Below are 14,746 nucleotides of genomic sequence, written 5' to 3' on the forward strand. Positions count from 1 at the left end.
CCTTCGGCGAAATTACGTCAGTATTGCATAATTGTCGTGTTGGGGTTTGGGGTTTCTGCCTATCCCTGTTGGGGTTCGTGCCTCACCCCAACCTACGCTCCCCATGTGGTTTCATGGCTGTAGGTTGGGGTGAGGCACGAACCCCAACATTGTAGCTAAGGTCTAATCGGACAAGCCAGAATGCCTTGCGGTAATCCGGATTACCGGGGTTCCACGAAGAGCTGGCGTCAGTCCGGTTTTTTCACCCCAGCCGGTATTTTTTCTGCCATTTTTTGCAAGGCAGTCAAGAATTCCATTGGCAAGGGAAAAACGATTGTAGAGTTTTTCTCGCCGGCGATTTCGGTTAATGTCTGTAAATAACGTAATTGTATTGCCTGCGGCTGTTGCGATAAAACTTGAGAAGCTTCCAGCAAATGATGGGAAGCCTGCAGTTCTCCTTCGGCATGAATGATTTTGGCGCGGCGCTCGCGCTCGGCTTCGGCCTGTTTGGCAATCGCGCGAATCATGGTTTCATTGAGATCGACATGTTTGATCTCTACATTGGAAACCTTGATTCCCCAGGCATTGGTCTGGTCATCCAAAATCGATTGAATATCTGCATTGAGTTTATCGCGACTCGCGAGCATTTCATCCAGCTCATGTTGCCCCAACACCGAGCGCAGCGTGGTTTGCGCCAGTTGACTGGTTGCCATATGATAATCTTCAACCTGGATGATGGATTTTGCCGGATCGACCACCCGAAAATACAGCACTGCATTGACTTTCACCGATACGTTATCACGTGAAATCACATCCTGACTCGGCACATCCATGACGATAGTGCGCAAATCGACCCGCACCATGGTTTGAATGATTGGGATAACGACGACCAATCCGGGACCCTTGACCTTCCAGAACCGTCCCAGCATGAATACCACGCCGCGTTCGTATTCTCTCAGCACTTTGAAAGCACTTGCCAGGAAAAATACCGCAAAAAAAACCAGCAGAATGGCTGCAGAAAAAATATCGATGTCCATGTTAATCCTCTAGTGTGTTATTTTCAGGTTCTACTTCCAGTAACAGCCCGTGAATCGCGGTTACCCTGATTTGCTGATTAGCCTTGAGCGGCGAACGGGTACGTGCGCGCCATTGTTCACCATGCACACGCACCCAGCCCTCCTGATCAAAATCTTCCATCGCCTCTCCCATACTGTGCAGCATTTGTTCGCTCCCCGTTATCACGGGTCTTTTTCTGGCTTTCAGCGCCATCCCTAATATAAAAATGCACACTCCCGCAGACAGCAGCGTAAACGTCGCGATCAGTGGCAACGAGACACCGTAACCCGGAATATCAATATCAATCAGCATCACCGAACCCATTGCAAAAGCAGCAATGCCACCCAGACCTAAAGCGCCAAAACTCGGTGCAAACGCCTCAGCCAGCATGAAAGCAATTCCCAGTAAAATCAGCGCCATGCCAGCATAATTAATTGGCAATGCCTGAAAGGCAAAGAGCGCCAGCAACAGGCTGATGGCACCCACGACTCCTGCAACAATCGTTCCAGGATTGGCGAACTCCAGAATCAGACCATAAATGCCAATCAGCATCAGAATATAAGCAATGCTGGGGTCGGTGATGACAGCGAGCAGGCGCGCGCGCCAATCCGGCTCGATTGGCACTAGCCTGAGGTTTTGAGTGGCCAACTGCAGCGATTTACCAGCAACACTCACTGACCGACCGTCAACTTTGGTGAGCAGCTCGTCCAGATCGGCTGCGATCAGATCAATGACATTTTCCTTGAGCGCTTCACTGGCAGTCAGACTTGCTCCAGCACGTACCGCCTGTTCCGCCCAGTCGGCATTTCGTCCGCGCATTTCCGCGAGACCTCGAATATAGGCAACCGCATCATTAACTATTTTTTGGGTCATGACATCACCCTGCACCACGGGCAGCTCATCCGATTGATCAGCTGGTTTTTCCCTGGCAGGATTGGGCAACTGCGGCAAACCACCTGTTTTTACTGGTGTTGCTGCGCCAAGATTGGTGGCGGGCGCCATTGCCGCAATATGACTGGCATAAAGAATATAAGTACCCGCGCTCGCCGCACGCGCACCGCTTGGGGCAACATATCCGATGACCGGGATGGGGGACACGATAATATCCTGAATAATGCCGCGCATCGATACATCCAGACCGCCCGGTGTATTGATTCGCAGAATAATCACTCGCGCTTGCTGGGCCTGCGCTTTGGCAAGGCTGCGTTGCACATAATCGTGTACCGCCGGACCAATAACACCATCGATATCCAGCCAGACACCTGTGCCATTGTTGATGACTGAGTCGTTCTGAAATATTTTTACTGGATCAGTATTTTGTGCGGATGATGGATTGGCAAGCAGCAAAATAATGAACAGACCGATAAGCTGCATCATTCCACACCACCAGAAACAGGCCGTTTTCATTGAAATTCACCCCGTTTGCCCATGTAGACGAATCATTTCCCGATTCAATGCCAGCCATTGCAACGCGATAATGGCACTGGCTGATTTGATCGCACCCTCGGAGAGCAACATCAACGCCTCGGACAAGGCCATCACATGCACCTTGATATCCTCGTCTTCACTCGCCAAGCCATGAATTGTGCCATGACTCACCCTGGTCGTATCAGTTTTGCCACAAAACAGGGCAATTTGCTCGGAAGTCCCCCCGGGACTAACCAGATAATCATACAGCGGTACCAGTTCAGTGATATGACAACCCGCCTCCTCGACTGCTTCACGGAAGACGACTTGTTGGGGCGTTTCACCCACATCGATGATTCCCGCAATGACTTCCAACAACCACGCACCACCGGGCGCGTTAAGCGCACCAACCCGAAACTGTTCAATCAACACTACGCTGTCTGTCTGGGGATCATACGGTAATACTGCAGCAGCATGACCACGTTCAAGCAACTCGCGCGTAAATGGCCTGCTCCATCCACCACTGAATTTGTGGTGGCGCAAATGGTAGCGTTCCAAGCGAAAGAAACCCTGGTAGCAAACTTCTTTGCCCAGAATTTCATAACACAGACCACTGCCATCGGCAGCCTCAGAAGATGAACATTTACTCCGCCCCTCCTGAAGCTGCTTGTGGGGATCATTCACTCAATGCTTCAAGTCGGCAGTCTGTTGAATTCCGGCCAGCAGCCAGGCAGAACGGCGATCATCCAGATCTTTCTGCACGTGCCAGATTTCATCAAAATCTTCCGCTGGCGAATCAGGTGATTCCCGCAATTGCCCGTTGAAACGTACACTGGCGACAGCTTCGTTACCCTCGGTAACCAGATCAAGCAGATTGGCTTCAATAAACAGCACTTCTGTCTGTTGCCCTGCACCGGCATCCTGCCCGATTTGCGCGCTCAGTTCGGCGAATAGCTCAGGTGTGGTGAAATCACGAATCTCTTCCAGATCCTGGGCATCATGCGCAGCCTGCAGCGCAATGAAGGAACGTTTGGCCTGTTTGAGAAACCCTTCCACATCAAAATCCGCAGGAATCGAGGTAGCCACCTGATCAGACTGTGGATCCCGGGCACTAAAGGAATCACGGCTCGCAGTACTGCCATATCCGGAAGGCGGCATACCGGCAGTCGCTCGATCCGCCCCAGCACCCGCATACTGCATTGGCCGCGAAGTCGCCCCCTGTGTTCGCCTGCCCAACATGCGCATCACAAAGAAAACACCGGCTGCCAAGGCAATCAATACCAGAATATCCATCATGTTAATGCCATCAAATGCCCCCCCCATGAATAACGCTGCCAGTAATCCGCCGGCAGCCAATCCGGCAAGCGGGCCGAGCCATTTACTGCCACCCGCTGCCGCTGCACCACCTGCAGCCGCAGTTGATGCTCCGGCAGCCTGTTGTGGCTTCGGCGCCGCTTGCTGCTGTTTATTAAGATTCATTGAATCACGCTGCTTACCAAAGCTTTTACCCCCGCCAAGGCGTCGTGCTTCTGCATCAAATGCCATCAGGCTGAAGGTAAACAGGGCAAGTGTCAAAAATGCTAGTATCCTCATTCGAGTTGTCTCCTTTCGTTAAAAAAATAATGCAATGAACCAGTATAACATCAACCCTAATTCTGTCAGCCACCCCTCCGGCCTGGTATTGTCATGATTGCCAGCATGACCGGCTACGCGGCATTATCCAGTGAATATTCATCTGTTTCCCTGGCGTTGGAGTTACGCTCCGTTAACAACCGCTTTCTCGATCTACAGTTCCGACTCCCGGATGAGTTGAGATCACTGGAACCCGTGATGCGCGAGTTACTCACAACCAGACTGGCACGCGGCAAAATTGAATGTCGCCTGACGCTCTCCAGCCAGGTAAATACGGCACAGAATAGTCTTCTTCATCACGCTCAACTCAACGCACTCCAAATATTAAGCCAGGAGGTGAAATCCGTATTTCCCACCGCCAGCGATCTCTCTGTTTCGGATATCCTTCGCTGGCCAGGCATACTCAACGATCACCGTACCATACTGAATCCTGGCGAACTGCATGCTCCGTGCCTTGATCTACTACAGCATACCCTGCAACTTTTCATGACCACTCGTGAGCGTGAAGGTGCCACGCTGAAAAATATTTTACTTGACCGTCTGAACCGGATACGCGAGCTCGTAGCAATTTTACTACCCAGACTACCGGATATTCTTGCCAGTTTTCAGTCACGGCTTATTCAGCGCATCCAGACAGCGAAGCTCAATGAGATGGATGAACGCATTCGCCAGGAGTTCACTTTTTTTGCCAACCGGATTGATGTCGATGAGGAATTGTCCCGTTTGCAGGCTCACCTCGATGAGGTAGAAAATACGTTGCAATCAGGTGGAGTCGTTGGTAAGCGGCTGGATTTTCTGATGCAGGAACTTAATCGCGAAACCAATACCCTGGCATCCAAATCTGTCGACAGCGCCGTTTCACAATTAACGGTTGAAATGAAAGTACTTATCGAGCAGATGCGCGAGCAGGTTCAAAATATTGAGTAAAACCAAATCTGATTCTTAAGAAGAAGGGCTGCTTATATAAAACAGCATGGCAGCGGTACATGCTTATTTTCTGAATTTCCACCAGAATCCAGCCGCTATCAGCAACATCACAATCAACCAGCTGCCATAGCGCCGCATCCACTCTGCTGTATTTTTCTGTACAAAAATCTGAATTTCAGCAAGATCAGCAACTTTTACGCCTGTTTGGCCTCCATTTTCGGTTTGAAGTTGCAGTTTCATCACTATGACGTGACGTCCGGATTCATTTGGTGTGACGCTCCACGTCCAACTGGTTTCACCATAACGGGTATAAATCTGTGGCTGTGGACCACGTGGTTCAAATGGCAATAAAGCTGTCGTCAGCTCTGCCTGCATTTCTGGAGACACTTTTCCTTCTATGCGTTGCAGGGATACCCCGGCAGGTGATTTATCCACGATTCTGTTAATGCGTTGCGCAAGTTTGCCCGTATCCAGTTGCAGAGTAATAGTGAAAGGCTCATATTGCTTGATTTCGGCAGGCAGATTCACAGCCGAACCATCCACCGGCAGTTTTGTCATGACGAGTGAATTAAACTGTTTCTCGCCAAACGAGGCATGCACGATAAAATTAATGGCGTAGGGAACAAACAGAATGGCTGCCAGCAAACCTGGCAATAACCAGGAAAAACCAATCAGGGGTCTGCGCATATTATCTCCAAGGCATCTCTAAAAATTCAGAGTGTTAAGTAACGAAATATGGATTTTTAGAGATACTCTCCAGTTTTATCCGGTCAGGGTTCTCTTAACCCGGGTATATGCCATATCGCATTTCTGCGCGATCAGGAATAGACTTCAGCCATATCAGATAATTATTAATCGCCATTATGACTGAGATCAAACCCGTTTTCATCGCCCATCGCGGTTACCCCGCATTGTATCCGGAAAATTCACTGGCAGGAATTGAGGCCGCGATCCATGCGGGTGCGCGCTATATTGAAGTCGATATCCAGCTTAGCAATAGCTTGACTCCATTTTTGTGTCATGATGACCATCTACAACGATTGACCGGTCAGGATATCAATTTGACAATGCTGAGTAATGCCGAAATTGAGAAGCTGGCGGTACCCTATCCGGCTTCATTGCCATTATCCGTGAACAAGGCTGAGCCTGTTTCACGTCTGGCAGAATTCTGTTCATATCTGGCAAAACACCCCCAGGTTTTTGCATTTATTGAAATCAAAGCGGAAAGTGTGATTCGTTTTGGACTACGACCAACTGTTACCGCTATTTTTGATGAGGTATATCCGGTTAGATCGCAATGCATCATGATTTCATTCGACCAGGAAGCACTGGCGTTAATCAAAAAAATGGGCATGGCAACAATTGGCTGGGTAATCGAGCAACGTGACGAAGTAACCAGGGACATTGCATCGCGCCTGTCTCCAGATTTTCTTTTTTGTGATACCACCGATCTGGCCGTAACCATCGGGGAAATGTGGTTGGGACCATGGCAATGGATTATCTATAGTGTCAATGATCCAACGAAGGCTGTCCAGTTTGCCCAAGCAGGTTTCTCGCTCATTGAAACCGACGATATCGGTGCCATGCTGGGCAAGACACCCCTCCACACCAGTCAAGCATGAATCCGCATTACGATGTAGTCATCGTCGGTGGTGGCATTCAAGGGGTTACGGTTACACAGGCCGCCGCCGCGCAGGGATACCGCGTTCTGCTTCTGGAAAAAACTGCGCTGGCAGCAGGTACTTCCAGCCGTTCGAGTAAATTGGTGCATGGTGGACTACGTTATCTTGAAAGCGGTCAATTCGGGCTAGTTGCCGAAAGTCTCAAGGAACGCGCTGATCTGTTGCGTCTGGCGCCCTCACTCGTCAAGCTGACGCCATTTTACATTCCGTTATATCGCCATACTACTCGTAGCCCATGGAGGTTGCGCCTCGGCTTGAGTCTTTATGCCCTGCTTGCACGATTCCGTACTGGCTCCAGCTTTCATTCCGTTCCCCGCAGACAATGGGATACGCTCGATGGCCTGTCTACCAGCGGTTTACAGCATGTTTTCCAGTATTGGGATGCGCAAACCGATGATCAGGCACTGACACAGGCCATTATGCATTCCGCGCAGTCACTGGGCGCTACGCTTATTTTTCCGGCAGAATTCAGGCAGGCAGCCATTATCGATAATCAATGTAACATTGAATTCAGACAGAACGGGCAAACTCACACCTGTAGTGCAAACGTATTGATCAATGCTGCCGGCCCCTGGGTCGAAAAGGTTGCAGAACGAATCTCACCACGACCTACACCTTTTCCGGTCGAACTGGTACAAGGCACGCATCTGGTGCTGGATGGTGAATTAAGACAGGGCTGCTACTATCTGGAATCTCCCCAGGATCAGCGCGCGATCTTTGCATTACCATGGAAAGGCCGTATTCTGCTGGGCACTACCGAAACCACCTATCACGGCGCACCGGAAAACGTTGTGCCACTGGCAATAGAAGAACGTTATTTGCTGGACTGTTTTCAGCACTACTTTCCAGACCACCGCATATCGGTCTTGTCTCGTTTTGCCGGTCTGCGTGTTCTGCCAGCTGAGAACAGTGCAATTTTCCAGCGCTCACGCGAAATTTATCTGCAGTGTGACCGGCAGCTCAAGCCACGCGTCATTGGTATCTACGGTGGAAAACTAACAACTAGTCGCGCCACCGCGCAGAAAGTCGTGCGCCTGATCAAACCATCGTTGCCAGTACGATCTGCCAAAGCAGATGTATCACGTTTACCTATCTTACCTATCGATCTTCCCTAACCAGAGGTATGCCATGAAAATCAAGATCGACACCAGCCCGTTTCTGGTTAACCCAAACAGTGAAATTGATCTATCGCAATGGTCAACTGAAGTGTCGCCTTTCTATAAGTCTAAGGAAGACTACCTGACACTGCTGGAAGAATCACGTCAGGAAATTGGCGCATTGCAGGAAGTGCTGTATGCACATGATCGTTATGCAGTACTACTGATTTTTCAGGGAATGGATTCCGCCGGCAAAGGTGGCGCGATTAAACATGTTATGTCTGGAATCAACCCACAGGGCTGCCAGGTTTTCAGTTTTCTTGCTCCCGGCCCCGAGGCACTGGAGCACGATTTTCTGTGGCGTACCAGCAAATCGTTACCAGAACGTGGCCGTATCGGTATTTTTGATCGTTCCTATTACGAAGAAGTTGTCGTGGTACGCATCCAGCCCCATCTTCTCGAACAACAACGTATTCCAGCTGAATTTGTTGATCCCGAACACATCTGGCAGGAGCGCTTCAGCGATATTGTCAATCTGGAAAACTATCTGCATCGTAATGGCACGCGTATCATCAAGTTTTTCCTGCATCTGTCAAAAAAAGAGCAGCGCAAACGTCTGATTGCTCGTATCGATGATCCCACCAAAAACTGGAAGATCAGCAATGCCGACATCGAAGCGCGCCGCAAATGGCATGATTACCAGCACGCTTATGAGAAATGTATCGGCGCAACCAGTAGTGCTACTGCTCCCTGGTTTATCATACCGGCAGACGACAAACGCAATACGCGCCTGATCGTATCCTCCATTCTGCTCGAAACCCTGCAAAGCCTGAAGATGAACTATCCACAGTCATCCGACATTCATCGCACTGAACTGGCACGCATGCAAACCTATTTGGAAAGTGACGAATAATCGGATTAACCGAGTACTACGATAACGCGGCTTATCTGTTCACCACCTGTTATAGAAGTTTTCAATATATTTGACACTCTCCCGAATAGCTTGTTGCCATATCTTGAATCGTCTCTGGTACACCAGCATAGTTTTAAGTAGTGTCTACTCGAAATATAGATACAAAGTTTCCAAACTTTATGCAAAGTTTGAGAAAATGGGGCCGATTACTCTGGATTCCGGTAAATTCCGTACCGCACAGATCAACAGGCGACTCTATGGCCGAAGAATTCTCTTTCCCAAATAAAAACACACCCATCACTACGATGAATCACACAACGAACGATCATTTATTACCGATCGTTGTTGATCTGGATGGAACGCTCACGCCAACCGATACATTAGCCGAATCGCTAATCAGTACCATTCAGCGATATCCCGGTAGTTTGTTTTTCCTTCCCATCTGGTTAATAAAAGGGAAAGCTTATTTCAAGGAAAAAATTGCTGCACATGCAGAAATTGCAACGCAACTCTTACCCTATGAATCGCCCCGGGTTCTGTGGAGGCTATTTGGTTTAAGTAACACTGGCAGAATCCGAGTTGACTAACTGCCGATAGTATTGTGCCTCAGCTTCTGCTGGAGGTATATAGCCGATAGGTCCCAGCAAACGCTGATGATTGAACCAGAACACCCAGTTCAACGTTGCCAATTCAACGGATTCCCTGTTTTTCCAAGGCCCTTGCTTATGAATCAATTCAGTCTTGTAAAGCCCGTTGATCGTTTCGGCCAGTGCGTTGTCGTAGCTATCTCCTTTACTGCCAACCGACGGCTCTATTCCAGCCTCGGCAAGTCGCTCCGTATAACGGATAGAGACATACTGGGAGCCCTTGTCGCTGTGGTGAATCAAAGCACCCAGCTCCGGTTGCCGGGCGTATAACGCCTGCTCCAGCGCATCCAGCACGAAGTCTGTGTGCATGCTGGAACTGACCCGCCAACCCACGATGCACCGGGCAAACACGTCGATGACGAACGCGACATACAGCCAGCCCTGCCAGGTGGAAACATAGGTGAAATCCGACACCCACAACTGGTTTGGGCGATCTGCCTTGAATTGCCGGTTGACCCTGTCCAGTGGGCACGGCAGCGCCTTGTCTGAAACCGTCGTGCGGACAATCTTGCCGCGCCGTACACCTTCCAGCCCCAACCGTTTCATCAGCCGCTCAACAGTGCAACGAGCTACCTGTATTCCTTCGCGCTTAAGTTGTCGCCATACCTTGTCGGCACCATAAACCTGCAGATTGGCCTGCCAGATTCGTTGTATCTGCGGCATCAGATCGTCATCGCGAATAGCTCGGGCACAGCGCAATGCCGGATTACGCAGTTCGACAACGTGACGTCGATATCCCGATGGAGCGACCTGCAATACCTTGCAGATCGGCTCGACTCCGTGGGTGTCGCGATGCCGGTCAATGAACGATCTTAGGATTTGAGTTTGCGGTCGAGCTCCGCCTGGGCAAAAAAAGCACTGGCCAGTTTCAGTATCTCATTGGCGCGACGTAATTCCTTGACTTCACGCTCCAGTGCTTTGATGCGCTCGCGTTCTTCACTGGTGACGCCATCTCGCAAGCCTGTGTCGATCTCGTGCTTCTTTACCCAATCATGCAATGTCGGTGGTGCGCAGCCAATCTTTGGCGCTATCGATTCTATCGTCGCCCACAGCGAAGGGTACTCACTGCGATGCTCTTGCACCAGACGGACTGCGCGTGCTTTTACTTCAGGGGAATATTTGTTTAATTTGTTCATGGCTCCATTCTCTCAAGATTTGGAGCCTCCTCAAAACCCGGGGCGATTCACTACCACGAATCATTTTTAGTTTATTTACGGAAAGAAAAAGAGAAAGGGCGCAGTATTATTCTCGCTACAGCTGCGCACAAATCTATTGCACGAAGCGTTGCAACTCACTTGGATTTATTTGATGATGTCATAGCCAGTGACGCAGAGCATAACCTGAAAGGAGAAACGAAGCTGGCAGCAATTCGGCAACAGGTAGCGGGAGAATTTGTTTACGCGGGAGATAGTCGCGCAGATATTCCTATTTGGAAAGCTGCAAAAAGAGCGATCCTGGTTGGTGCTTCGGCAGGCGTAACCCAATCGGTATACAAAAGTGTTCCAATCGAAAAAGAATTCATAAGAGAGAAAATAACCACAGTTGACTGGTTGCGTGCTCTACGTGTTCACCAATGGTTGAAGAATGTGCTGCTGTTCGTTCCGATGTTGACCGCTTTTTCATTTACCGATTTAAATAAGCTGGTCGTCATGATTGTTGCCTTTTTATCTTTTTCCCTTGCAGCATCTGCAACGTATCTAGTGAATGACCTGTGGGATCTGGAAAATGATCGCGCGCATCCTCGTAAACGATTACGGCCTTTTGCCAATGCTAAAATTCCAATCCTGTATGGGCTTGCCGTGGCTGGAGCAATGCTGTTATTCGCATTGCTTATGGCATTCACCGTTTCTTTCAATTTTTTACTTATGTTACTTTTGTATCTGGTACTAACCAGCGCTTACAGCTGGGTACTAAAACAATATGTTTTGATTGATGTCTTGATGCTCTCCCTGCTCTACACTCTACGTATTCTGGCTGGTGCCGTTGCGATTGGCATAATTACTAGTTCCTGGCTTCTGGCTTTTTCAGTTTTCATATTTTTTAGTTTGGCGTTGGTAAAACGTTGTGCTGAGCTAGTATCCTTGGAACAAGGTGAAGTAAAAGCAACACGTGGTCGTGATTACCGAGTCTCAGATTTGGTAGTGTTGTGGCCGCTAGGAGTGGGAGCCGCACTTTCAGCAGTAGTGGTTTTTGGATTGTTTATCAGCACTCCTGATACTCAGATTCGTTATGCAACACCGGGGTTTTTATGGTTTGTTGCATTTGGCTTGATTTACTGGCTTGCTCGTTTATGGATCAAGACCGCGCGAGGTGAAATGCATGATGACCCCATTATTTACGCAATGAAAGACAGAGGCAGTCAAGTCACTATTTTTGCAATGATTGCTACTGTTTTAGTTGCACACTTTTTATCACTAGGTGGTGTGTTATGAGCACGCCTGTTATTGCCATCTTGAGCATTGCGCTCTCAGTTGTCGCACAATTTTGCTTAAAAGCGGGGATGTCCGATAACGAGACAAAAGAAGCTCTGATTCAGCCATTAACATTCCACACTGCCTTGACTGTGCTTCTTAATAAATATGTACTTGGTGGTTTTCTGCTATACGGGCTTGGAGCGATTATTTGGCTTGAAGTATTGTCGAAGTGGGATGTCAGCAAGGCTTATCCTCTTGTAGGGTTAGGGTTTGTTTTTACTGTAAGTATCGGATTCCTTATTGGAGAGCAAGTCACTGCTTTGAGGGTAACAGGTGTTGTACTGATTTGCGTAGGTGTTTTTATAGTAGCTCGAAGCTAATGCTGGTGCCCATGAGAAAGCACGACTCTCTAATAGACAAGGATAATTTAAAAATGCATTTGATAGCAAATGAAAAAATTACTTTATTTTTTATCTTATTGCTAGCTACAACAATAAAATTATCCGTGGTTATGATACTGAATATCGAACCAGGATCAGATTTTGCTTCCTATATGCACATGGCGACAACCATGCTGAGTACTGGGCATATGGATGATGGTATGGGTAACGTTGCGTATTACAGCTCCGGATATCCACTGTTTTTAGTTCCATTTTTTGCATTATTCGGCTCTACTGCCGAGGTGGCTCAGTTTGTGAATGTAGCTTTAGGCGTTACTAGTGTTTTATTGGTATATCTGTGCTCAAAATACATTTTACCCAACTGGAAATGGGCAGCGGTTTCAGCATTTATTTGGGCCACATACCCACCCGCAGTACTTTACACGGAATATGTCGCAAAAGAAAATTTGATGGTTACACTTCTTTTACTTCAAACTTTGCTATTGCTTCGTTACCCTTCCTCACAAAATAAGACCTTCCTGGCTGTAATATTGGGCACGGTATATGGCATAGGTCTGCTTGTTGGGCCTGCAATTATTTTGACAGGACTATTAATAGGATTAGTTGTCACCGAATTCAATGTCAGAAAACCTATTTTATCCAATTTGAGCTGGAACAAGGTACTTGCTTGTGGGTTTGGATGCCTGATTATTCTGTCGCCATGGCTAGCCTATACAAACTCAAAGCTGGGAAAGCCTATTCTTAATACTAATGGAGGGTTTAATCTTTACTTAGGCAACAATGCCAATTCCACTGTACATTTTATTGGAATTCAAGATACACCAATTGGTCCGGAGTGGCATGCCCTGCGTGAGGAAAAAGGAGAAGTTGAATCCATGTTGTTTCTTAAAAACATGGCAATTGATTATATACTTGAAAATCCCATAAAGACATTATGGCTTTCCGTCAACAAAATTACTTACTTCTGGTACCCTCCGATACATGAAGGCAGAGATGGCAATCAATCAAAAATAGAAAACATAGTACGCTCCATCTGGCTTTTTTATTATATTTTGGTCATAACAGCAGCACTGCTTCCTTTCTTGTTCATCAGAAAACTGACACGAATACATCTAATTTTATATGCAACGGTTCTTTTATATTGTCTTATCCACGCTGCAGCCTATGTAATATTCCGATATCGAATTCCCATTATGCCCTTTATGTGCATATTAGCAGTCAGCGGCATATCTTTTGTTCAAACATGGTGGAGTAGCAAAAAGCAATCGATTAGTAAGTGAAGTAGAATCTCAGTTGAATGGGTGCTCGAATAAAATAGTTTCCTCGCGGTCGGGTCCTGTTGAGATCATGGCAATTGGAGTTTCGCAGATAGCTTCGATACGTTTCAGATATTGGCGTGCTGCTAGCGGTAATTTTTCAAAATCTTGAATGCCTTTGGTTGTCTCTCCTCGCCAGCCGGTGAATGATTCGTAGATTGGTTGAGCTAATGCGAGCGCCTCTGCACCAAATGGAGATACATCACAGTATTGATCTGAATCTTTTAGCCGATAACCAACACAAATCTTGATTTGATCAAAGTCATCCAGCACATCCAGCTTGGTCATGCATAGCCCAGTCACTCCATTTAGCTGAATTGACCGCTTGAGTGCCACTGCATCAAGCCACCCACAACGACGTGGGCGTCCGGTTGTCGACCCAAATTCATTACCACGCCTGGCTAATTTTTCACCGTCCTCGTCTTTTAGCTCAGTTGGAAATGGTCCCGCACCTACGCGAGTTGTATATGCTTTAGTGATTCCAAGTACAAAATTCAGGAAATGTGGACCGATACCGCTGCCAACCGAAGCTGCGCCTGCAAGACAATTACTGGAAGTAACAAATGGATAAGTACCGTGATCAATATCCAGCAGTGCGCCTTGCGCCCCTTCAAACAGAAGATTATCGCCTGCTCGATTCGCATCAAACAATAGTTTAGGAACATCCGCCACCATTGGGCGAATTCTCTCAAACTGAGCAAGATTGGAGTCAAGCACTTGATTAATATCCACCGCAGCAGAATGATAGTAATTTACCAGCAGAAAGTTATGATAATCGAGAATTTCGTGGAGTTTGCTGGCAAAGCGCTCTGGATAGTAAAGATCCTGCAACCGTATTGCACGACGCGCGGCCTTGTCTTCATAAGCCGGACCGATCCCCCTGCCGGTAGTACCAATTCTATCTACTCCCCTAGCTGCTTCACGCGCACAATCTAGAGAGATATGATAAGGGAGAATCAGCGGACAGGTCGCACTGATACGCAGACGCTCCTCCACAACGACACCACTGCAAGACAACATGTCTATCTCTTCCAGCAGCGCTTCCGGGGAGAGTACGACACCATTTCCAATATAGCAGATGACATTTTCACGCAAAATTCCGGATGGTATTAGATGCAGTACCGTTTTATTTCCATTGACTACCAGGGTATGTCCTGCATTGTGCCCTCCCTGGAACCGGACCACACCTTGGGCATGATCAGTAAGCCAGTCGACTATTTTACCTTTACCTTCATCTCCCCATTGGGTCCCAATGACCACTACATTTTTGACCAT

Annotated in this window: 15 protein-coding genes and 1 other annotated feature; of the genes, 8 read left to right on the forward strand and 7 right to left on the reverse strand. The window is 48.0% G+C overall.

What is annotated here, in order from left to right; all coding sequences use genetic code 11:
• Nucleotides 1-227 precede the first annotated feature (227 nt).
• The 4 genes from IPG31_05095 to IPG31_05110 form a co-directional block, all read right to left on the reverse strand.
• Entirely contained in the window at nucleotides 228-1,016 is a 789-nt protein-coding gene (locus IPG31_05095; GenBank protein MBK6617764.1) for a slipin family protein, read from the reverse strand.
• Nucleotide 1,017: 1 nt separating this feature from the next.
• On the reverse strand, nucleotides 1,018-2,409 hold the full coding sequence (locus IPG31_05100) for a nodulation protein NfeD (GenBank protein ID MBK6617765.1): 1,392 nt from the start codon (nucleotides 2,407-2,409) through the stop codon (nucleotides 1,018-1,020).
• Between the two features lie 39 nt (nucleotides 2,410-2,448).
• A complete protein-coding gene (locus tag IPG31_05105; protein MBK6617766.1) occupies nucleotides 2,449-3,051 on the reverse strand; it encodes an NUDIX domain-containing protein in 603 nt (200 codons plus the stop codon).
• 75 nt (nucleotides 3,052-3,126) lie between these two features.
• Nucleotides 3,127-4,035, reverse strand: a complete 909-nt coding sequence (locus tag IPG31_05110) for a Tim44 domain-containing protein (GenBank protein ID MBK6617767.1) — start codon at nucleotides 4,033-4,035, stop codon at nucleotides 3,127-3,129.
• A 93-nt stretch (nucleotides 4,036-4,128) separates the two neighbouring features.
• Between IPG31_05110 and IPG31_05115 the strand changes: the two genes are divergently transcribed.
• The gene (locus tag IPG31_05115) at nucleotides 4,129-5,001 is read left to right on the forward strand and encodes a YicC family protein (GenBank protein ID MBK6617768.1); all 873 of its coding nucleotides are present in this window, start codon (nucleotides 4,129-4,131) and stop codon (nucleotides 4,999-5,001) included.
• 63 nt (nucleotides 5,002-5,064) lie between these two features.
• Here the strand turns inward: IPG31_05115 and IPG31_05120 are convergent, their stop codons facing one another.
• Nucleotides 5,065-5,688 carry a hypothetical protein gene (locus IPG31_05120; GenBank protein ID MBK6617769.1) on the reverse strand — a complete coding sequence of 208 codons (624 nt, stop codon included), beginning with the start codon at nucleotides 5,686-5,688 and terminating at the stop codon, nucleotides 5,065-5,067.
• A gap of 176 nt (nucleotides 5,689-5,864) precedes the next feature.
• Here IPG31_05120 and IPG31_05125 point away from each other — a divergent pair, with 176 nt between their 5' ends.
• From IPG31_05125 to IPG31_05140, 4 genes are all read left to right on the forward strand, one after another.
• On the forward strand, nucleotides 5,865-6,623 hold the full coding sequence (locus IPG31_05125) for a glycerophosphodiester phosphodiesterase (GenBank protein ID MBK6617770.1): 759 nt from the start codon (nucleotides 5,865-5,867) through the stop codon (nucleotides 6,621-6,623).
• Nucleotides 6,620-7,798: a glycerol-3-phosphate dehydrogenase/oxidase gene (locus IPG31_05130; GenBank protein MBK6617771.1), complete on the forward strand. Its 1,179-nt coding sequence runs from the start codon at nucleotides 6,620-6,622 to the stop codon at nucleotides 7,796-7,798. The genes IPG31_05125 and IPG31_05130 overlap by 4 nt, the downstream gene beginning before the upstream one ends.
• Nucleotides 7,799-7,811: 13 nt before the next feature.
• The gene (locus IPG31_05135; GenBank protein MBK6617772.1) at nucleotides 7,812-8,693 is read left to right on the forward strand and encodes a polyphosphate kinase 2 family protein; all 882 of its coding nucleotides are present in this window, start codon (nucleotides 7,812-7,814) and stop codon (nucleotides 8,691-8,693) included.
• A 257-nt stretch (nucleotides 8,694-8,950) separates the two neighbouring features.
• Entirely contained in the window at nucleotides 8,951-9,280 is a 330-nt protein-coding gene (locus IPG31_05140; protein ID MBK6617773.1) for a hypothetical protein, read from the forward strand.
• Here the strand turns inward: IPG31_05140 and IPG31_05145 are convergent.
• A protein-coding gene (locus tag IPG31_05145; protein ID MBK6617774.1) for an IS3 family transposase occupies nucleotides 9,248-10,476 on the reverse strand; the annotation gives its coding sequence in 2 pieces (ribosomal slippage) (nucleotides 9,248-10,188 and nucleotides 10,188-10,476; 1,230 coding nt in all). The two genes, IPG31_05140 and IPG31_05145, sit on opposite strands and share 33 nt — an antisense overlap.
• Nucleotides 10,082-10,198, reverse strand: a sequence feature (AL1L pseudoknot). (Overlaps the previous gene by 117 nt.)
• Nucleotides 10,477-10,482: 6 nt before the next feature.
• Here IPG31_05145 and IPG31_05150 point away from each other — a divergent pair.
• From IPG31_05150 to IPG31_05160, 3 genes are read left to right on the forward strand one after another with little or no spacing between them, the layout of a single operon-like run.
• A complete protein-coding gene (locus IPG31_05150) occupies nucleotides 10,483-11,772 on the forward strand; it encodes a UbiA family prenyltransferase (GenBank protein ID MBK6617775.1) in 1,290 nt (429 codons plus the stop codon).
• Nucleotides 11,769-12,134 (forward strand): EamA family transporter, encoded by a 366-nt coding sequence (locus IPG31_05155; protein ID MBK6617776.1) that lies wholly within the window; start codon nucleotides 11,769-11,771, stop codon nucleotides 12,132-12,134. The genes IPG31_05150 and IPG31_05155 overlap by 4 nt, the downstream gene beginning before the upstream one ends.
• A gap of 11 nt (nucleotides 12,135-12,145) precedes the next feature.
• Complete coding sequence (locus tag IPG31_05160; protein MBK6617777.1) at nucleotides 12,146-13,435, forward strand: glycosyltransferase family 39 protein; 1,290 nt, start codon at nucleotides 12,146-12,148, stop codon at nucleotides 13,433-13,435.
• A 9-nt stretch (nucleotides 13,436-13,444) separates the two neighbouring features.
• Here the strand turns inward: IPG31_05160 and IPG31_05165 are convergent, their stop codons facing one another.
• The gene (locus IPG31_05165) at nucleotides 13,445-14,746 is read right to left on the reverse strand and encodes an adenylosuccinate synthase (protein MBK6617778.1); all 1,302 of its coding nucleotides are present in this window, start codon (nucleotides 14,744-14,746) and stop codon (nucleotides 13,445-13,447) included.

The organism is Nitrosomonas sp. (genome assembly GCA_016703745.1).
In the GTDB taxonomy this organism is placed as follows: Bacteria; Pseudomonadota; Gammaproteobacteria; order Burkholderiales; family Nitrosomonadaceae; genus Nitrosomonas.

What these genes read in the sequence shown, in the direction of transcription:
- IPG31_05155 (MBK6617776.1), top strand. Translation starts at nt 11,769, where the DNA reads ATGAGCACGCCTGTTATTGCCATCTTGAGCATTGCGCTCTCAGTTGTC.
- IPG31_05140 (MBK6617773.1), top strand. Translation starts at nt 8,951, where the DNA reads ATGGCCGAAGAATTCTCTTTCCCAAATAAAAACACACCCATCACTACG.
- IPG31_05125 (MBK6617770.1), top strand. Translation starts at nt 5,865, where the DNA reads ATGACTGAGATCAAACCCGTTTTCATCGCCCATCGCGGTTACCCCGCA.
- IPG31_05095 (MBK6617764.1), bottom strand. Translation starts at nt 1,016, where the DNA reads ATGGACATCGATATTTTTTCTGCAGCCATTCTGCTGGTTTTTTTTGCG.
- IPG31_05165 (MBK6617778.1), bottom strand. Translation starts at nt 14,746, where the DNA reads ATGGTCAAAAATGTAGTGGTCATTGGGACCCAATGGGGAGATGAAGGT.
- IPG31_05100 (MBK6617765.1), bottom strand. Translation starts at nt 2,409, where the DNA reads ATGCAGCTTATCGGTCTGTTCATTATTTTGCTGCTTGCCAATCCATCA.
- IPG31_05135 (MBK6617772.1), top strand. Translation starts at nt 7,812, where the DNA reads ATGAAAATCAAGATCGACACCAGCCCGTTTCTGGTTAACCCAAACAGT.
- IPG31_05110 (MBK6617767.1), bottom strand. Translation starts at nt 4,035, where the DNA reads ATGAGGATACTAGCATTTTTGACACTTGCCCTGTTTACCTTCAGCCTG.
- IPG31_05115 (MBK6617768.1), top strand. Translation starts at nt 4,129, where the DNA reads ATGATTGCCAGCATGACCGGCTACGCGGCATTATCCAGTGAATATTCA.
- IPG31_05130 (MBK6617771.1), top strand. Translation starts at nt 6,620, where the DNA reads ATGAATCCGCATTACGATGTAGTCATCGTCGGTGGTGGCATTCAAGGG.
- IPG31_05120 (MBK6617769.1), bottom strand. Translation starts at nt 5,688, where the DNA reads ATGCGCAGACCCCTGATTGGTTTTTCCTGGTTATTGCCAGGTTTGCTG.
- IPG31_05160 (MBK6617777.1), top strand. Translation starts at nt 12,146, where the DNA reads ATGAGAAAGCACGACTCTCTAATAGACAAGGATAATTTAAAAATGCAT.